General features: G+C 34.2%; 14 protein-coding genes. 4 read left to right on the forward strand and 10 right to left on the reverse strand.

Annotation, left to right across the window (positions count from 1 at the left end):
• Positions 1-43 precede the first annotated feature (43 nt).
• Positions 44-367: a thioredoxin gene (gene trxA / locus EMTOL_RS18610; RefSeq protein ID WP_015030873.1), complete on the forward strand. Its 324-nt coding sequence runs from the start codon at positions 44-46 to the stop codon at positions 365-367.
• Positions 368-421: 54 nt separating this feature from the next.
• Here trxA and EMTOL_RS18615 read toward each other — a convergent pair whose 3' ends face one another.
• The 3 genes from EMTOL_RS18615 to topA all read right to left on the reverse strand — a co-directional run bounded on the left by EMTOL_RS18615 (position 422) and on the right by topA (position 4,769).
• Positions 422-1,516: a serine hydrolase domain-containing protein gene (locus tag EMTOL_RS18615; protein ID WP_015030874.1), complete on the reverse strand. Its 1,095-nt coding sequence runs from the start codon at positions 1,514-1,516 to the stop codon at positions 422-424.
• A complete protein-coding gene (locus EMTOL_RS18620; RefSeq protein WP_015030875.1) occupies positions 1,513-2,211 on the reverse strand; it encodes an SIR2 family NAD-dependent protein deacylase in 699 nt (232 codons plus the stop codon). Before EMTOL_RS18620 ends, EMTOL_RS18615 begins: the two co-directional genes overlap by 4 nt.
• 89 nt (positions 2,212-2,300) lie before the next feature.
• Positions 2,301-4,769, reverse strand: coding sequence for a type I DNA topoisomerase (topA, locus tag EMTOL_RS18625; RefSeq protein WP_015030876.1), 2,469 nt, complete (start codon positions 4,767-4,769; stop codon positions 2,301-2,303).
• A gap of 442 nt (positions 4,770-5,211) precedes the next feature.
• On the opposite strand from topA, the gene EMTOL_RS18630 reads away from it, so the two are divergent.
• The 3 genes from EMTOL_RS18630 to EMTOL_RS18640 all read left to right on the forward strand — a co-directional run bounded on the left by EMTOL_RS18630 (position 5,212) and on the right by EMTOL_RS18640 (position 11,131).
• Positions 5,212-7,482 (forward strand): aconitate hydratase, encoded by a 2,271-nt coding sequence (locus EMTOL_RS18630; RefSeq protein WP_015030877.1) that lies wholly within the window; start codon positions 5,212-5,214, stop codon positions 7,480-7,482.
• Positions 7,483-7,708: 226 nt separating this feature from the next.
• Positions 7,709-8,260, forward strand: coding sequence for a hypothetical protein (locus EMTOL_RS18635; RefSeq protein ID WP_015030878.1), 552 nt, complete (start codon positions 7,709-7,711; stop codon positions 8,258-8,260).
• Between the two features lie 261 nt (positions 8,261-8,521).
• Positions 8,522-11,131, forward strand: coding sequence for a 3-coathanger stack domain-containing protein (locus EMTOL_RS18640; protein ID WP_305953273.1), 2,610 nt, complete (start codon positions 8,522-8,524; stop codon positions 11,129-11,131).
• A 249-nt stretch (positions 11,132-11,380) separates the two neighbouring features.
• Here the strand turns inward: EMTOL_RS18640 and EMTOL_RS18645 are convergent, their stop codons facing one another.
• From EMTOL_RS18645 to EMTOL_RS18675, 7 genes are all read right to left on the reverse strand, one after another.
• Positions 11,381-12,406, reverse strand: coding sequence for a sialidase family protein (locus EMTOL_RS18645; RefSeq protein WP_015030880.1), 1,026 nt, complete (start codon positions 12,404-12,406; stop codon positions 11,381-11,383).
• A gap of 20 nt (positions 12,407-12,426) precedes the next feature.
• Positions 12,427-13,863 carry an alpha-L-fucosidase gene (locus EMTOL_RS18650; protein ID WP_015030881.1) on the reverse strand — a complete coding sequence of 479 codons (1,437 nt, stop codon included), beginning with the start codon at positions 13,861-13,863 and terminating at the stop codon, positions 12,427-12,429.
• A 151-nt stretch (positions 13,864-14,014) separates the two neighbouring features.
• Positions 14,015-15,211, reverse strand: a complete 1,197-nt coding sequence (locus tag EMTOL_RS18655; protein ID WP_015030882.1) for a hypothetical protein — start codon at positions 15,209-15,211, stop codon at positions 14,015-14,017.
• A 13-nt stretch (positions 15,212-15,224) separates the two neighbouring features.
• Complete coding sequence (locus EMTOL_RS18660; RefSeq protein WP_015030883.1) at positions 15,225-16,049, reverse strand: type 1 glutamine amidotransferase; 825 nt, start codon at positions 16,047-16,049, stop codon at positions 15,225-15,227.
• A 155-nt stretch (positions 16,050-16,204) separates the two neighbouring features.
• The gene (locus tag EMTOL_RS18665; RefSeq protein WP_015030884.1) at positions 16,205-17,302 is read right to left on the reverse strand and encodes a carboxylate-amine ligase; all 1,098 of its coding nucleotides are present in this window, start codon (positions 17,300-17,302) and stop codon (positions 16,205-16,207) included.
• Between the two features lie 104 nt (positions 17,303-17,406).
• Positions 17,407-18,408 (reverse strand): ATP-grasp domain-containing protein, encoded by a 1,002-nt coding sequence (locus EMTOL_RS18670; RefSeq protein ID WP_015030885.1) that lies wholly within the window; start codon positions 18,406-18,408, stop codon positions 17,407-17,409.
• A gap of 130 nt (positions 18,409-18,538) precedes the next feature.
• Positions 18,539-19,255, reverse strand: coding sequence for an alpha/beta hydrolase-fold protein (locus tag EMTOL_RS18675; RefSeq protein WP_015030886.1), 717 nt, complete (start codon positions 19,253-19,255; stop codon positions 18,539-18,541).
• Between the last annotated feature and the right edge of the window lie 247 nt (positions 19,256-19,502).

Raw genomic sequence — 19,502 nt, forward strand, 5'->3', positions numbered from 1 at the left:
AATTAAATTTTAATACTTAATTTCCGAGGAGGAATTTACTAAAATGGCAGATAAAGCAATTCAAATTACAGATGCAAATTTTGCGGAGTTAATTAAATCAGACACACCTGTATTGGTAGATTTTTGGGCTGAGTGGTGTGGACCATGTAAATTAATCGGACCAGTTGTTGAACAAATTGCTGGTGAATATGAAGGAAAAGCAATTGTTGGTAAACTTGACGTAGATGCCAATTCTGCAGTTCCAGCGTCTTTTGGAATTCGTTCAATTCCAACTTTAATGATTTTTAAGAATGGTGAGATGGTGGATAAAATTGTTGGTGCAGTTCCAAAACACATTCTTACTTCAAAATTAGAAGCTCAATTATAATACTTGACTTACTGATATTTAATGCCTTATTGCTCTTAGTAATAGGGCATTTTTTTATCTAGTTAAATTCAGTAAAGCTTGGAAATCAACTTTTGACTCGTTCAACCCCGACTTCTCAATGATAGCTCTAATATCTTTCTCAACTTCATGATTATTGGCGATGTTTGAAAAACAAACCAAAGCAAAACCTTTTTGTGGGATTATTGAAACGCTATTGCTGAAACCACAAGTACTGCCTGTATGATATAATTCAAGTATATTTTTTGAGTCTAAGGTATGAAACCAACCTAATCCGTATCTTACTTTCGATGGTTTGATTTGGTAGTTTACTCTTTTTAGGCTTTGATTCAAATTAACTAATTGATTCTTCTCGATTGCGAAAATCCACTTTTGGTAATCTTCTAAAGAAGTATAGATACAACCATCACCTTTGGTTGCACTGGTTATGCTTTGGTCGGAAAATACCAATTTATTTTCCTTGTTAAAGGCATATCCCATTGCTCGATTTGAAATGGGTTTTTCGTCCTGATAAATAGTTGAATTATTCATCTTTAAAGGTTGAAAAATATTATTTTCAATGAATACATTAAAACCAATTCCTGATACCTTTTCTACAATTTGTTCCAACAAACAAAACCCAGAATTACTATACTGAAATTTACTTCCAGCTTCAAAATATATTTTCGATTGATTTTTGATGAAATCAACTACATCCATATCTAATATTTGATTTTTCTGATTTTCAGGAATCAATTCCTCGTAATCAATAATCCCAGAAGTGTGGGTCAGCAAATGTTTGATTTTAATTTTTGAACCAACTGCTTGATTGAAATCTGGAAAAAACTTTAATAAATTATCTTCAAAACTTAATTTTCCTTGCTTTTCTAGCAACAAAATACACATTGCTGTAAATTGTTTTGAAACAGATGCCATCCTCAAATTTGATTTGGGAGTTAGTGGCGTTTGCAATTCAAGATTCGCAAGTCCAAATGCTTTTTTATATAAAACCTTATTGTTTTTGATAATCATGACAGCTATGCCAGCAGAATTAGTAGGAAATCTCTTGGCCAGTAATGAATCAAGTGAATTTTGAAGGCTTTGGGCTACTGTCATGTGAGTGAGCAAACAAAATAATATTATTTTCTTCATTGATATTCTTCTATTAGTTTTTGTGCTAATTTAGGTAGCCCAATAGCAGCAGTTTCATTGATAAAGTTGATATTCTGATAAAGAGCAGAAACATCAGGTTTATTGGGGTCAATGATAAATTTCGGAGCTGATTCATCTACATATCCAATCAGACCTGCAGCTGGATAAACCTGTAAAGAAGTACCGACAACTATAAAAATATCGGCTTCCATGCATAATTCGGCTGCTGGTTCAATCATTGGCACCATCTCACCAAACCAAACAATATGTGGTCGTAGCTGCCCTCCATCTTCCGCTAAATCGCCTAGTTGAATTGCTTTCCCCCCAATATCATAAATGAGTTTATCATTTTTCACACTTCTCACTTTTGAAAGTTCACCATGCAAATGCAATACTTTAGAAGAACCTCCTTTTTCGTGTAAGCTATCAACATTTTGAGTAATAATATGTACATCAAAATATGCTTCTAAATTGGCAAGGGTAATATGACCAGCATTCGGTTGTGCCTCAGCTGCTTGTGCTCTTCGGGCATTATAAAAATCAAGAACAAGTTGAGGATTTTTACGCCAACCTTCTGGTGTTGCTACTTCTTCAATACTATGATTCTCCCATAATCCACCTGTATCTCTAAAGGTTTTTATACCACTTTCGGCACTAATTCCGGCACCAGATAGTACTACAAGCTTCTTTTTCATATTATTTGGTTGATATATTAGCAAAAATGGCACAATTGATTCAAAGATATCATTTGTGCCATTTATTGTTATATTAAATCTTAGTTTTTTTACCCATTAGCCAATTTCAAACATTCTTCAAGTGAGAGTGTGGCAGGGTCGGTACCTTTAGGAATTTTCACATTTCGTTTTCCTGCTTTAATGTACGGACCATATTGACCGTTTAAAACTTGAATGGAAGTGTTTTCTGGAAATTCTTTAATGATTTTATTACTTTCGGCTGCTTTTTTAGCCTTTATTATTTCGATTGCCCCATCGATTGTGAGTGACGTAGGGTCAGTTTTTTTATCAATATTATAATATTTATCACCATGTTTTACGTAAGGGCCAAAACGACCTTTACCAATATTCACTGCCAGTCCTTCGTAAATACCAAGGTCTTTAGGTTGGGATAAATCATTACTATTTCTTTTCGCTTCAATAATTTCGATAGCTCTTTGAGCATCAATTAGATATGGGTCATCTGTTTTTTCTAAGTTATAAAACTTGTCATCGTGTTTAATATATGGCCCAAATTTACCAACAGAAACGATTAAAGGTTTATCTTCAAAGAAACCAACTTCTTTAGGTAATTTAGGAAGGTCAAATAATGCCAAACCTTCTTCAAGAGTTAAGGTATCCATTAATTGTCCTTTAGGCAAACTTACAAAGGTTGGTTTTTCTTCATCATCTTTATCTCCAATTTGCACGTAAGGCCCAAATTTTCCCATTTTTACCGATACTTTTTTGCCCGTTTTGGGGTCAATTCCGAGTTCTCGGCTTCCTTGAGTAGATTTTACATCGCTTGCTTGCTCGATTTTATGATGAAAATCTTTGTAGAAATTCGAAATGATGGTTTGCCATTGAGCTTTGCCGTCGGCAACGACATCAAAATCTTTTTCAACTTTTGCAGTAAAATTATAATCGATGACAGAATCGAAATTATCTACTAAGAAATCATTGACAACCATTCCGATATTTGTTGGGAAAAGCTTGGCTTTTTCTGAACCATAAGTTTCTTTTCCAATTCTTTCTGCAATTTCATTCTTTTGTAAAGTAAATTCCTTGAAGCTTCTTTCCTTTCCCGGTCGATCTTCTTTTACTACATAATTTCTCTTTATTATAGTAGAAATAGTAGGAGCGTACGTAGATGGGCGACCTATGCCCATTTCCTCTAGCTTTTTCACCAAACTTGCTTCAGTATATCTTGCCGGTGGTTTCGAGAATCGCTCAGTAGCTTTCATGATTGAAAGGTCAAGGATTTGTCCGATTGCCAAAGGCGGTAACATTCCTTTATTCTCCTCATCTTCATCATCATTCGATTCAAGATAAACTTTCAAGAAACCATCGAATTTAATTACTTCCCCAGTTGCTACCAATTCTTCATTGGTTGTTGAAATACCGATGGTAGCAATTGTTCTTTCAAGCTCAGCATCAGCCATTTGAGAGGCAATTGAGCGTTTCCAGATTAAGTCGTACAAACGTTGCTCATTGCGGTCTCCTTCAACTTTTTCAGTGGCGAAATCGGTCGGACGAATGGCCTCATGGGCTTCTTGTGCCGATTCACTTTTGGTTTTGTATTGGCGAGTTTTTACGTATTTTTCACCGTAAGCATTTTCAATTTGTGTTTTTGCTTTTTCAATGGCTTCGGCAGAAAGGTTTGTAGAGTCAGTACGCATGTATGAAATCTTACCAGCTTCATAAAGTTTCTGGGCGATTGTCATGGTTTGTAAGACTGAAAAACCAAGTTTTCTCGATGCTTCCTGTTGCAAAGTTGATGTCGTAAACGGTGCAGCAGGTGTTTTTTTAGCTGGCTTTACTTCTAGGTTTTTGATAGTAAAGATGGCATTTCTACATTTTTCAAGAAAAGCACGGGCTTCGGCTTCGGTTTCAAAGTTTTTAGGCAATTCGGCATTTAATACCTTACCTTTATCTACAATAAATTGTGCAACAACTTTGAAAGATGATTTAGAATCGTGGGCATCAATTTCTCTCTCTCGGTCAACAATTACTCTTACAGCAACCGATTGTACTCTTCCTGCAGATAGATTCGTGCGTTCTCCAGTTCTAATTTTATGCCATAGTACGGGTGAAAGTTCAAAACCAACTAATCTATCCAAAACTCTTCTAGCTTGTTGAGCATTTACCAAGTTCATATTAATTGTTCTTGGATTTTGAATAGCAGTTGTGATGGCTTTCTTTGTAATTTCACGAAAAACAATGCGTGGTGTTTGTTCGTTCAAACCCAAAGCTTCTTTTAAGTGCCAAGAAATCGCTTCTCCTTCACGGTCATCATCGGTTGCTAACCACACAGTTTCTGAGTCTTTAGCAATTTTTTTTAGTTCGTTGATAACTTTTGTCTTGTCGGAAGAAATAATATAGCTTGGTTCGAATTGATTTTTTACATCAATTCCTAATTCTTTATCGGGTAAATCTCTTACATGCCCAAAACTAGATTTTACGGTGAAATCTTTTCCAAGATAACCCTCAATGGTTTTGGCCTTTGCAGGTGATTCTACTATTACTAAATTTTTCGACATCTATACTTTTTTTAGTTTTCGGACTCAAATATAAGCCTTGATTGATAAAACAACTATTTTCTGAAAAAAATTGACTAAAAAAACTCAAATTAGTTACCAATTAATTAAAAACGCTATAAATTATTTTCAAAATTGCATCGAAATGAAAAAAATGAGCCAATTAAAAGTCAAAGAATATTAAATCTATTCGTGAGTTTTTTAAAATTTCATTAAAAGTATCATCCAATCTTTTCGAGCATTTTATCATTAAACAACTTTTTAAGCATTTTTGGATATTTTTTTGACCAAAATATTAATATTATCTACTTAAAGGTTGTATTTACATTGCTTCTATTCTATTTTTGCAACAAATCATTCTTGTAATTATCCATTGTTTCGTATTTTTGTTCAACAGATAATTAGTAAGATTTCGGTAACAATAATTTTAAAAATTTTATAACTAATGGCAGTTTTTGACTTAGATATGATTAAGAGCGTTTACGCTCGAATGCCAGAAAGGGTAGCCGCTGCTCGTAAAGCAGTTGGGCGTCCGCTCACTTTGGCCGAAAAAATTCTTTACTCGCACTTATGGGAAGGTTCACCTACCAAAGCATACAATCGTGGAGCTGACTACGTTGATTTTGCTCCTGACCGTGTAGCGATGCAAGATGCAACTGCCCAAATGGCATTATTACAATTTATGTCGGCGGGTCGTCCGAAAGTAGCGGTACCTTCAACTGTACACTGCGATCACCTCATTCAAGCGAAAGTGGGTGCTGACACAGATTTAAAAGTTGCTACCGAAAAAAATAAAGAAGTTTACGATTTCTTATCTTCAGTTTCAAATAAATATGGTATTGGTTTCTGGAAAGCTGGTGCTGGTATCATTCACCAAGTAGTTATCGAAAACTATGCTTTCCCAGGTGGTATGATGATTGGTACTGACTCACACACACCAAATGCTGGTGGTTTGGGTATGGTGGCAATTGGTGTTGGTGGTGCTGATGCTTGCGACGTAATGTCGGGCTTGGCATGGGAACTAAAAATGCCTAAATTAATTGGTGTTAAACTTACTGGTAAATTAAAAGGATGGGCTTCTGCAAAAGATGTTATCTTGGAAGTTGCTGGACAATTAACTGTTAAAGGAGGTACTGGTTATATTGTAGAATATATCGGTAAAGGTGCTGATAGTCTATCGGCAACTGGTAAAGGTACTATCTGTAATATGGGTGCTGAAATTGGAGCTACTACTTCTTTATTTGGTTATGACCGCAAAATGGCTGCTTACTTAAAAGCAACTGGCCGTGCGAGAGTAGCTTCTTTAGCAAATGGTATCAAAGATTTATTACGCCCTGATCAAGAATGTATTGATAATCCAGAAGCATATTACGACCAAGTAATTGAAATCAATCTTTCAAGATTGGAGCCAAGAATCAACGGTCCATTTACACCAGATTTGGCTTGGCCTTTATCTAAATTTGCGAAAGCCGTTAAGAAAAACAAATGGCCTGAGAAATTAGAAGTTGGTTTGATTGGTTCATGTACAAACTCTTCTTACGAAGATATGACACGTGCCGCTTCGGTTGCTGCTCAAGCCGCTGCTAAAAATATCAAAGCTAAAGCTGAATTTACAATCACTCCGGGTTCTGAATTAGTTCGTTTTACCGCAGAGCGTGATGGTATCTTAGCCAAATTTGATGCAATTGGTGGTGTGGTTTTAGCAAATGCTTGTGGACCTTGTATTGGACAATGGGCCAGACATGGTGCTGAAAAGGGTGAAAGAAACTCAATCATCACTTCGTTCAACCGTAACTTTGCTAAACGTGCCGATGGTAACCCAAATACGCACGCATTTGTGGCTTCTCCTGAAATCGTTACGGCATTTGCTATTGCTGGTGATTTGACTTTCAACCCAGCAAAAGATACATTGACTAACGAAAATGGCGAACAAGTGAAACTTGAAAATCCATTTGGTGTAGAATTGCCTCCTATGGGCTTTGATGTGAAAGATGCTGGTTACCAAAAACCAAAGAAAGATGGTAGTAAAGTGAAAGTGGCGGTAAGTCCAAAATCTGACCGTTTACAATTACTTGAGCCATTTAAGGCTTGGGAAGGAACTGACCTTACTGGTTTGAAATTACTTATCAAAGCAAAAGGAAAATGTACTACTGACCATATTTCAATGGCTGGTCCTTGGTTGAAATACCGTGGTCACCTTGATAATATTTCAAATAACCTTTTGATTGGTGCCATCAATTTTGCAAACGATAAAGCAAATACGGTTAAAAACCAATTGACAGGCGAATACGGTGAAGTTCCAGCTGTACAACGTGCATACAAAGCAGCTGGTGTGGGTACAATTGTAGTTGGAGATGAAAACTACGGTGAAGGTTCTTCGCGTGAACATGCTGCGATGGAGCCACGTCACTTGGGTGTACGTGCAATCATTGTTCGTTCATTTGCTCGTATCCACGAGACAAACTTGAAAAAACAAGGTATGTTGGCACTAACGTTTGCAAACCCAGCAGATTACGATAAAATTAAAGAAGATGATACTTTCGCAATTACTGGTTTAACAACCTTCTCTGAGGGTGTACCATTGACTTTAGTGATTACTCACAAAGATGGTTCTTCAGAAGAAATTAAATTGAACCATACTTACAATGCAAGTCAAATCGAATGGTTTAAGGCAGGTTCTGCTTTGAATCTTATCGCTTCTGAAGTAAGTAAGTAATAAGTAATTTTCTATAAAAATACCCCGCAAGTGATTGTGGGGTATTTTTTTGTGTTATTGTTTTCAATGATTTATTTTTTTAACAAAAGAATAAATTATGAAGTGTAAATGTTGTTTATTTCTTTATTGATTGATTCTTTAAAGAATTTAAATTGTTTATTTTAATTTTTACTTAAGTTTTTATAGCTTAGACTTTTATTTTAACCAATTAAACAACCTCTAAAAAATGAAATCTTTACGCCTATTATTTATCGCAGTTTGTTTCTTTTGTTTTGTAAATACGAATGCCAAGGCTCAATTAAAAGAATTTGGCTTATTAAAATCAGCTGAAGACTCTGGCTATCCATTCGCGAGTCTAACTATTGAATTTCCTGAGAGAAATTTCTCCGAAAATTTTACTATTAATTTAGAAGAAGTGAAAAACGTGAATATGGGAACCTTGCAAAAGTGGGTTGGAAAATATGTTTCCTTTACCTATAACAGTGATTTAACCAACGCACTAATGGAAATGCAATTGAATGGAAAGTCAGTGATAAATGATGAACCAATAGAATTGGGGCCAAATTCCTTAAAATTGGTTGGAATTTTAAGAGGAGCTGCTAAAGTTACAGCAGGCGATCTACCAAGTGTCATTTCAGTAACCACTGCCAACAATGAAAAATATAGTTTTGAGTTTTTTATTACTCCTCAAATGGTAAAAGCTAACAACAAGAAGGTTGTTGTTTATTTTGAGGAAATTGTATCAAATACAATCTTACAAATAAAACTTAGTAAATGAAATAAATGAAAAAAGCCCTTTTGGGGCTTTTTTCATTATACTGATAATCAAAAACTATTATTCGATTATTACATAAGCCCTGAAATGGAAAAAAATTAATGGTCGAAATTAATGGCTTTTCATGAAGAACTTGTGTCGAATTACTAAGATTAAGGTTAGTAAATAAGTGTAAATTAAGGATTTATAAGCTTTGACTCCCACAATATGAAGTTAATAATTAGTATTTTAAACTTCTTAATGATTTTTTCATTTTTTTCATCAATGGCACAACATCCCGATGATGTTGTGAGTGTTCCGAAAGTAAATTTACCAACATATGTTGATACCTATCAATCCGATTTCGTTTTAAAATGGGATACACTTAACCAAGAATCTTTTGTGCATTTTCAAGTATATCTTAAAGATTCTACATCAAATATTATCATTCATAATTATCAAAATTTAGGGTATGTGGGTAGGGTTAACTTTAGAAATTTAATAGATAACCACCTTTATGTTTACAAAATTAGGGCATTTAATTCATTACGTGTAGGCGATACAAAAGAAACAAATTTACAATTTATTAATAAGAAAAGTATAGGAAATCGTACACTTAGTGTGCCCATTTTTAATGTAAATAGATTTTGTAAAAATGATAATGTAAATTTTAATTTTACAACAACAGGTGATTGGTTTCCTAACTTTAATTACATTTTAGAAATGTCAGATGTTAATGGGAGTTTTGATAATCCGTTTGAGATTATCCAACTTATCTCTGCTGGGAGTTATAATTTTTCACTGAAAAATAGTGCAATTTCTAAATCTGGATTTTATAAATTTAGGATTAGAGCTTCCTATCCCAACACTTTGTATTTAAGTGAGGAATCAGAACCAATTTATGTTACTGCACTTGGTGGTGTAACTACAAGTATATATCCTGAAATTTATGTACCTTCTGGTGGACCGATCATAATATGTAGCCAAAAATCTGTAAACTTATATACCTTTACTAATATAGATGATGATTTTACAAAAAGCTATCAATGGTTTCTGAATGATGTTCCAATACAAGATGCTACAAACAGACATTATTCTGCTTCGTTTATATCTACAACGGCAAAATATAGTGTGAAAGTATCAAAAAATGAATGTGTTGTTGAAAGCCTTCCCCAACAGTTATTTGCAGTTAATTCAAACTCTTCTTATGTTGTTGCTGACCGAAGAGCCAATTGTTATGATACTCCAAAAGTCCTAAGGTCTAAATATGTAAGTAATTCAGCGGACTACCAGTGGTATAAGAATAATGTACTAATACCGAATGCAACAGATTATCACTATACAGTAACTGAAAAAGGAATTTATGAGGTACAAGTTACTGATGTAGGATGTGAATTTGGGAGGGGTAAATTTGATGTTCAAATTAGCGATTCGTTTGATGCAATGATTTATGCTAAAGATAGTATATTGTGTGGTAATGGAGGGCAAAGAATTGTTATTCAGACAGAAACTTTGCCAAATGCTAAGTTTCAATGGAAAAGAAATGGTATGAATATTACGGGCGAAAAACAGCAGTATATCTTGGCTGACCAACCCGGAGTTTATTCACTTTCAATTGAAAATGGATTATGTAAAACCACAACAAAATCCATTAATATTGTTTCGACAAATAATTTAGTACTGAAACTAACCGCTCCGTGGGGTACAACACTTTGTAACGGTTGGTCTATTTACCTTACAATTGAAAACTTTTTGGATTATACTTACTGCAAATGGTATCGCAATGGGGTATTGATTCCTAATGCTTCTAATCAAAAATTATGGCTGAGTGAAGCTGGTAATTATCAGGCTAAAATTGATATAGGGTATTGTGTTGCTGAATCAAATATCATAGTAGTAACTTCATCCCCTAATAAAATAAATGCAAAGATAAAAGTTGTTGATGATTCACCATTTATCTGCAATAATTATCCGATTATTATATTCTTTGCTGACGGATATACTGACCAGACTATTTTCAATTGGTATAAAAATAATAATTTAATAGCTACAAATTCGCCAAGTTTAACAACAAACGAAGTTGGAACATATAAATTAATCGTGCAGCTTGGACAGTGTATTGGGGAAAGTAATGATATAGAATTGAAAATAGATACAAGTAGAATTATACCTGTAGTAGTTGATAATAGTCTCTTTCCAATTGAAGGTAAAATAGAGGTCTGTCCAAAGAATTCGATAAGGCTCGAACTAAGGAGTGGGATTACAAATATGGGACTCGAACGGAATCTTCAATGGTTTAAAGATGGAGAAATAATACCTAATGAAAACAGATTCGTTTTGTGGGCAGAACAACCAGGTAAATACCAACTTAAAGTTACCGATTTAAATGGGGGATGTAAAAGCCAATCAAAGGTTTTTGAAATTGAACACATAAATCCACCTAAGGGAATTTTACAATCAGATACAACTTTAATAAATTTAGGACAGCAAGTTCATCTAAATTACGAAATCTTGGGAGTGGGTAAAACTTACTATAAAATTGCGAATTACTTAGATAGTGTAAGCCACAGTGTAAATTTATCAAAAAGTATTTTTCCTTTAGAAACCAAAAATTATAAAATTGAATATGTTACTAACTGGTGTTCGTCAGGTGAAACTTTTGGCAACCATTATGCTAAGGTAATAATGTGTCAAGATAAACACATAATAACTGAAAAACTTAAAGATAATAATATACTGAATTTTCAGGCCAAAAGTGAAATTAATGCAGTAAATACAATTTTTAGTGGTTCAAAAATCAACTATAGAGCGGGAAACGCAATTTCGTTATTGCCAGGTTTTGATTCAAATAAAGGATCAATATTCAAGGCGGAAATAGGTGGTTGTGATAATTAACTTTTTTTATTTAGGTAATGTACTCAAAAATAGTTGGTAAAATGCACAATTATCAATTGTAATAAATTAATAATCAGTGACTTATCTTGTATATTTTGAATGATTGATGAAATTAGTTTCATCAATCATTTTTTTATGAAAATAGAAAAAAAGCGATGCTGGGCGTGTATTAAAATTTAGAGCTAACGTTTTGGACAAAAATTTTTAGTTTTGATTTTTTTACAAAATAGGACGTGTTTTGCTCTATTTTTATTTTATATCTAAAACCACAGTTTTGATTAGCTTTCTATCGTAAGTGTAGGTAATATGAACTAAACCATCTCCAGTTTGAATGATGGCAGGATAACTAAACTCACCTTTTTCTTGATTTTCAAGGGTATAAATGTCCTCCCAGTTGTTTCCATCTATTGAACGAGCTACTTTCAAAACATTTCTTCCATTTGACCATTCTTTGCCAGAAGGAAGAGGATTATAAACCAAAAGAAAAGAACCATTCTTTAAGGTTACGGCATCAATTCCTGAATTTGGGTTTGGTAGATTTATAGGAGAAAGTTTACTCCATGTTTGACCATTATCTTCAGACCAAGACTGAATGATTTTATTTTGGCGGCTTCTCATCAATATTTGTATTTTCCCGTCCTTATGATTCAAAATAGTCGGTTGAATAACGCCATATTCACCGCAATCAATATCAATTTTCTTCCAATTTTTGCCATTTGCATCAGAAATTTCCATGTGCGAATGCCAAATATCTCCCCTTATACTTTCTGTACTGGAAGGATGCAGTACTGACCCATTTTTTAGCTGAATACTTTTGTTTCTGATTGGCCCGAGAATATCGTTGGGTAGTCGACTTGGGCTTGACCACGTTTTACCCTCATTATCAGAAGTTTTCACCATTCCCCACCATTCTCTTGGATTGATACCAACCTTGTAATATAGAAATAATTTTCCACTTGAATTTTTGAAAAGTACTGGATTCCAACAAGCATATTGTTTGCCTTCATATATGCCATCCGCAATTTTAATGGCTTTAGACCATGTTTTTCCTCTTTCTTGAGTTGCTACCCAAATACAAACCTGTGGGTGATTTTCGTGTTCACCAGCAAACCATGCCGCCATTAATTTACCTTTGCTCAATTCAACAATTGTTGAAGCGTGGCATGACTTTTCTTCTGGATTTTCGTTGATAAAACCTTCAAAAACTGCTGTAGCTTGACCTAAACAGTTGAATGTTACAAAAGAAAAAATTGCTAATGTTTTTAATAATTTCATGTAGGGTTGAATAAGAATGGTTATTTTTCAAATTTTAATGCTAAAGCTGGATAAGATTTGTATTTTTCTACTATCTCTTGAGGTAAATTTATAAAAACTTTTTCTCCTTTCTTTTCCCAATTTAAAGAAAGATTTTCACTCAATAAAATTACTTTACTACCAGCTTTAGGAATGTTTTTTGACCATGAAATAGAACTTTGTACTTGACTATTTTCTAGAATATTGACAAGTGCATAAAGGGTGTTACCTTTTCCTTTTGTAAAGAAAACGTTATTTTCGTTGTAGTAATCTGTTACACGTGTACCATAAATAGCTTCACCATTTTTTTCAAGCCATTTACCTATTTCTGCTAGTCTAGTTACTTGAATATCAAGCAAAGTACCTTCTGCTGTAGGGCCTACTCCTAATAATAAACTGCCTCCTTTAGCGACTATTTCATTGAGTGTATGAATAACTTTGGTTGCTGATTTAAAATTATCGTTAGGTACATATCCCCAAGCCCCACCTAAGGTAATACAACTTTCCCATGGAGTATCTGACTTAGTTTTTGGTATTGATTGTTCGGGTGTTCGGTAGTTCTCGTAAGGGCCATGAACAGTTCTATCAACTATTAATAAGCCAGGTTGGTTGCTTCTTGCCATTTTGGCAATTTTTGGCATATCAATATGCTGACTGAATGGTGGGATTGGAGCTCCCCATGAACGAACCTCATCATTCACTGTTTCAAGTGGTCGTACCCAACCTCCATCTAACCAAAGTATATCAACTTTGCCATATTCTGAAGTGAGTTCGTTTATTTGATTATAGGTGAACTCTTTATATTTATTCCATCTCCAAGGATTTTTTCTTATGTCATAATTAACATTTCTATCGGGAGTTGCGTATCTATCCCACCAATAATATTGTGTGTGCCAGTCGGGCTTTGAAAAATATGCACCAATCATAAAGTTTTCTTTTCTGAAAGCTTCAAAAACATATTTGGCAACATTAGATGTTGGATTATTAGCAAAAGGTCCGCTGGTGATTTTAAAGTCGCTTTCTTTAGTATCAAACATATTGAAGCCGTCATGGTGTTTGGTAGTAAAAACTACATATTTCATTCCTGCATCTTTGGCAGCCTTGGCCCATGATTCAGGGTTGAATTTAGTTGGATTAAAATCTTTACTTAATCCCCAGTACCATTTTTTGTAATCATCATATTTTGAAGTTGAATCTCGATAAATCCAATCTTCATTACAAATCGACCATGATTCAATAATACCCGGAACAGCATAAAGTCCCCAATGTATTATCATTCCAAACTTTAAATCACGCCAGTTTTCTAATTTTTCTCTTACTTCAGGCTCGGTTGGATATTGGTAGTTGCTAGAAGTAGGATGTATTGTATTTTGTGCAATAACTGGTTTTGAGCTAATGAACATAATCAATAAAATTGAATAGAGGAATTTTATTTTCATTTTTTGATTGGATTAAATTTTAGGGTGAAAATAAAATATTTTAATAATATTGGATTAATAAAAAATTAATTTTAAATAATAATAAAAATAGCCAATGCTATTTTTATCAAATATAACATTGGCTATCAATTGTTTAAAAACTATTTGAATATTAATCTTCAAAGAAAGCACAACTTCCTCCAACCCAATCAAAATTTTTATTGAAGTTTACGCCAATCATTTCTCCACGACTCAATCTTGCTAGGTTAGTTACTAATTTTGGTCTAGTAGCATTATCTTCCCATACAAAAAGCAGCCTGATTTCTGTTTTAATTAAATTTCCATTAACGTCTTTAATTACAGGCTCATATTGTACTTTTCTTTGAATAAGATAATTTTCTTTATCATTTATTTTGTCTAAATCTTCTTTCGAAATATTTAGCTTTACGCCACTACCAGCAAATGAAAATAAAGGTTTTAAAACATAGTTTTCTAAATCTGAAGGATATGCTTTTAGATCAGATAAGTAGAAACTCTGTGGTATATAATTGCTTTTTAATAATGGTAACGTAAACTTGCTGATACGGAAAAACCAGTTTGGATGCGTTATCCAAGTGGCTTCAATATCATCAGTCATTTTAAAATTTGTCTCTAAGTTTGGATAGTTTTGTAATAAATCATCAAAAATTAGTCGATTGTAAATTCGCTTAATTTCAATTGTTTTGCCATTTTTTTCGTAGAAAAGCTGGCGTCCAACTTTTTTGATTTTAGTTATACAAACGGGTTCAATACCCCAAAGTTGGCGTGTAATTTCGAAATCTAAACGTGTTTTTTGTTGCTCAGGATAAATCTCCAACAAAATAACATTTTCAGGGTTCTCATTGGCTAATAACACTTTTTTCATTTCATCAACGTAAGAAGACATTGATAAACGATTAAAGTATTGCGTATAATTTTTAGGGTCGTAGAAAAACTTACGGTATTTCTGACCTAAGTACCACTGATACCCGAAAAGTGATGGAAAACCTTGTAATTCAATGAGTTGTGGAGTTAGATTGCCCGCTTCATCTTTACAAACCGCAAAATCAATGGCTAGAAAATGCGGGTGTGAATTTTCATTTGGAACATATTGGTTTACAGGAATGGCTCTTTCGGTTTTTTCCTTGAAATCGGGTTTTAAAATGACTTCAATGATATCGTTTGCGGCCTGTAAAAGCTTTATTTTAAGGTCTTTGGGAACAAAAACTGGTGTTTCGGCCACTCTGAAATCAAGCTGATTAGGAAAATCTTTGTGAATTTCTGCAATCAGGTTTTCGTATTTTTCTTTAGAAAAACTTTCGTTGAATTTATCTCTAATTGAAGGTTCCATTATTTAGATTCGATTAAGCAACTGCCAGAATTTGTTCGGCTGCGTGGTTTAAAAAAGATGGAATCACAATAGATTCAGTGAGCATAATTTTATCGGGGTCGTCGAGTCGTTCAATCATTTCTTCGTACTTTTCTACACCATGTTCGCTAACGACAGCAATCATTTTTTCTTCTTGTTTGAAATAACGAAGCATACCTTCTGCATCTGCTTCGGGGTGGAATTGAGTGCCGAATACTTCATCAGAAAACCTGATTGCCATAATCGCTCTTTCAAGAGGAACATAGTTACGAATTTTCTCTAAACAAAGTACTTTTGCTCCAAATTGATTGATTTTCTCCCAGTTTGGTTGAATTAATTGATAATCTCTCGAATCTACCGCATAAAATATTTCGGGAAGACCATTAAAAAATGGCTCATTTTCTCCGTCAGAGGTTCTGTGAATAGGCATCACCCCAAATGAAGTTGAACGCCTCTTGCAGACAATGCCCAAATGTAAATGATTACAAGCAATTTGGAATGAGTGACAAATCAAAAATAAGTATTTTTTGTTTTCTTGAGTTTGGTTGTGGAGGAAAATTTGGTCAATAAAGTTACCGAATTTGGCTTCCCATTCATGACCTTCTGGTAGTGGATTTCCAGGACCACCCGTCGAAATGAAAATATCATACTCTTCAATTTCAGGAATTTCGTTTTTCTTTCTTACATCAAAAATATCATACTTCCCCTTGATTCCTTCTTGAGCAAGAAATTGTCCACAAATCATTTTTATACAACGCATTCCTTCGTTATTGAACCCATTGTACATATCCAAAATGGCAATTTTAATATTTTCTTTCATCACAATAATTAGTTTGAAGTAATCGAATGAACAACGAATACTTTAGTCTGTAAAATAAACAAAATAGAATCGAGCATTTGGCTCAATTCTATTAACATTAAGGTTTAGTTATTTGCAAAATTAAGAATTTATGAACAAATTTTTTTAAAATTGTATTACAGACCAATCCTAGTTTCGTTTACAATGTAATCAACAACCGATTGTAGATTATTTGTTTCCTCAAAAACCCTAAGTTGTCGGTCAGCACCTGTTCCATTTTTCAAGATTTCATGGATGTATTCTACTTCTTTTCTGCTCCCTAATTCATCTAATACATCATCTACAAATTCCATTAATTCTTCGGCTAAGTGCGAGTAGGGTACTTCTTTTTCCTTACCAAAATCAATCAAATGGCCATGAATACCATATCTGGCCGCACGCCATTTATTTTCGCTAATGAGCATTTTGTGATATGGTCTGAAGCTGAGGTTTTGTTGATGCAATTTATAAAGTTTGGCTACAATTGCTTGCATTAATGCTGCCAAACATATTGTTTCATCAACACGCATAGGAATATCACAAATTCTAAACTCAATAGTAGGGTAGAATGGATGCAGGCGTAGGTCCCACCAAATTTTTTTGCCATTATCAATGCAATTGGTTTTTACAAGTACATTCACATAATTGTCATACTCAGCCACACTTGAAAAATAATCAGGAATTCCAGTTCTTGGAAATTTATCAAATACTTTTGAGCGATACGATTTAAAACCTGTATTTCTGCCACACCAAAAAGGTGAATTGGTAGAAAGTGCATAAATATGAGGCAAGAAATATCGGGCAGCATTTTGAATTTGCATCCCTTCTTGGCGACTAGGAATACCTACGTGTACGTGCAAACCAAAAATGAGGTTTGAACGAGCCACATCACGCATATCATCAATGAGTTTATCATACCTAGCATCAGCCGTAATTAATTGGTTTTGCCAATCAGAAAAAGGGTGGGTGCCAGCAGCAGCAATGTGTAAGTTTTGTTTGGCAGCTAAATCGAACAACATTCTACGTAAATAAGTAACCTCCTCACGAGCTTGTTGGATATTTTCACAAACACTTGAAATCATTTCCACCACAGCTTGGTGCATTTCCTGTTTGATTCGTTCTTGTAAAATTACCTGTCCACCCTCCACTAACTTCGCCATGTGAGAACGTAATTCACGCGTAATTGGGTCAATGGTTTGAAATTCTTCTTCAATTCCTAATGTAAATTGAGCCATAGTTTCTTTGGTATTTTATTTTCAATGGGGCGTTTCTTAATTAGTTGGGTTAGCTTTATAAATAAAGCCGTATCTTTTATTGATGACACGGCTTCATTTTGAGTTTATTTTTTCTTTGCGGCTGCCTTCTTTGCAGTAGCTACTGCTGGAACAGGTGTGGCTACCGAATCACGAACGAATGTTCCCCATGTACAGTTGTTTTTACCATCCACTTGTTCAATTGCTCTTTCAATGGCCATTTTTGCAGCATTTTCTACAATCCAATCGAAATTTGTTTGGCCAACAGAATGAATATCTGCATCAGGAGCAGGATTACAGAAGTCTATGGCGTAAGGGATACCATCACGAATGGCAAATTCAACAGTATTAAAATCATAACCTAAGGCATGATTTAATTTCAATACGTAGTCGGTAATGGTTGCCATCAACTTTTTATGGGCTTCACCTGTTGTTTTTGGTTGCGTGGCATATCGTAAATGATGAGGATTTCTTGGTTCATAAGGCATAATATGCACATATTTACCATTGAGGCAATAGCAGCGGTAATAGTCTGTAAATTGAATTTCTTCTTGTAAAAGCATGACTAATTGCCCTGTTTCACCATGTTTATGCCACAAATCATCTGGATTGTCAACACGATACACGCTTTTCCAACCTCCACCCGCATGTGGTTTCATGTAGGCTGGAAAACCGATTTGATTGAACATATAGCCCCAGTCAAGTGGTGCTACTAAGTTTCTGAATGATTTTTCGGTTGTATCATCAGGGCGTTCTTTCGATGGTAATAACACCGTTTTTGGCACTGGAACGCCCAACTGAACTGCTAAACAGTTATTGAAAAACTTTTCATCGGCACTCCACCAAAATGGATTGTTGATAACAGCTGTTCCACAAATTGCAGCATTTTTTAAATATGCACGATAAAATGGAACATCTTGAGAAATACGGTCAATAATGACAGCATATTCAGTTGGAACTCCTTGTTCAACTTTATCAATCTTTACTGGCTCGGCTATAATTCCGCTTGGAGCAGTTTTGTTTACTTGTTCGATAAATGCCCAAGGGAAAGTATCTTCCATTCCGAATAATATACCAATTTTTTTCATGTTATTATTTGTTCTGTTCTCTAACCCCGAAAAGAGAACTGTTTATTTTATTATTAAAAGTGCTTAATAGGGGTAAAGCACGTTTTTGATGAAAATGTATTTTTTGCTTGAAAATTCAAGAGAATAACAACTAACTGTAAAGCGGCATTTTACGCACATATTCCGAAAACATCATCTTCCATAGTGGCCAATCGTGGTTTGCCCAACGCTTTTCATCATACCAGTGATTAATTCCTTTGTTGGCCAACAATCTCGACATATTTAGATTATCTTCCCTACAAATATCCCAATCAGAAGTACCCAATATAATATTTATGTGGTTATACTTCCAAGATTCGGCATTATTCATGAAATCCATAGGCTCATTGAAATAGACATTATCATCATAATATCCTTTCATAAAGCTCTTGATACTAAATGCTCCACTCATGCTAAATAAGTGAGCCACCATGTCTGGATTTTTAAGAGCAAAGTTCGAACAATGATAACCACCAAAACTACAACCGGCTACTGCAATTCTATGTACATTACATTCTTTTTGGATGGCAGGAACTAATTCTTCCTTTAAGAAAAGAGTGTAAAGGTTGTAGTTATGAATTTTGATATGTGCTGGTAAGTCTTTTGAATAAAATGTATGAAAGTCAATACTATCAACATTATAAAGTTTGATTTTACCCGCATCTACTAAATCTGCTACTGTATCAAGCAGTCCGAAGTCTTTATTTTGCATGTAATTTCCCATTGAAGTTGGAAACATCAAAATGGGATACCCCCAGTGGCCAGAAATCAAGATGTCAATATCTCGGCCCATGATGTGCGAATAAAACTTGATATGTTTTTCTTGCATAAGTTCTAATTACTTTGAATGAAAGTGCAAAATTCGCATTTAGATTTTATAAACAAAAATGGAAAATCAAAATAAAATTCTGATAATAAACTACTTATGAAAATTTATATATTTATAAGGTTGATTTTTTTTGATTTTTCGAAATAAAATTTCGTGTAAATTGTATTAGAAAGCATACAATTCTGTAAAATTTTTAAGAAGCATCTGAAAAAAATACTTGAAATATTAGTCCAATTTTTGCAATGAA

The sequence above is a fragment of the Emticicia oligotrophica DSM 17448 genome (genome assembly GCF_000263195.1).
In the GTDB taxonomy this organism is placed as follows: domain Bacteria; phylum Bacteroidota; class Bacteroidia; order Cytophagales; family Spirosomataceae; genus Emticicia; species Emticicia oligotrophica.

Coding starts and splice junctions, on each gene's coding strand:
- trxA (WP_015030873.1), top strand. CDS start 44: ATGGCAGATAAAGCAATTCAAATTACAGATGCAAATTTTGCGGAGTTA.
- EMTOL_RS18615 (WP_015030874.1), bottom strand. CDS start 1,516: ATGAAGAAAATAATATTATTTTGTTTGCTCACTCACATGACAGTAGCC.
- EMTOL_RS18620 (WP_015030875.1), bottom strand. CDS start 2,211: ATGAAAAAGAAGCTTGTAGTACTATCTGGTGCCGGAATTAGTGCCGAA.
- topA (WP_015030876.1), bottom strand. CDS start 4,769: ATGTCGAAAAATTTAGTAATAGTAGAATCACCTGCAAAGGCCAAAACC.
- EMTOL_RS18630 (WP_015030877.1), top strand. CDS start 5,212: ATGGCAGTTTTTGACTTAGATATGATTAAGAGCGTTTACGCTCGAATG.
- EMTOL_RS18635 (WP_015030878.1), top strand. CDS start 7,709: ATGAAATCTTTACGCCTATTATTTATCGCAGTTTGTTTCTTTTGTTTT.
- EMTOL_RS18640 (WP_305953273.1), top strand. CDS start 8,522: ATGGCACAACATCCCGATGATGTTGTGAGTGTTCCGAAAGTAAATTTA.
- EMTOL_RS18645 (WP_015030880.1), bottom strand. CDS start 12,406: ATGAAATTATTAAAAACATTAGCAATTTTTTCTTTTGTAACATTCAAC.
- EMTOL_RS18650 (WP_015030881.1), bottom strand. CDS start 13,863: ATGAAAATAAAATTCCTCTATTCAATTTTATTGATTATGTTCATTAGC.
- EMTOL_RS18655 (WP_015030882.1), bottom strand. CDS start 15,211: ATGGAACCTTCAATTAGAGATAAATTCAACGAAAGTTTTTCTAAAGAA.
- EMTOL_RS18660 (WP_015030883.1), bottom strand. CDS start 16,049: ATGAAAGAAAATATTAAAATTGCCATTTTGGATATGTACAATGGGTTC.
- EMTOL_RS18665 (WP_015030884.1), bottom strand. CDS start 17,302: ATGGCTCAATTTACATTAGGAATTGAAGAAGAATTTCAAACCATTGAC.
- EMTOL_RS18670 (WP_015030885.1), bottom strand. CDS start 18,408: ATGAAAAAAATTGGTATATTATTCGGAATGGAAGATACTTTCCCTTGG.
- EMTOL_RS18675 (WP_015030886.1), bottom strand. CDS start 19,255: ATGCAAGAAAAACATATCAAGTTTTATTCGCACATCATGGGCCGAGAT.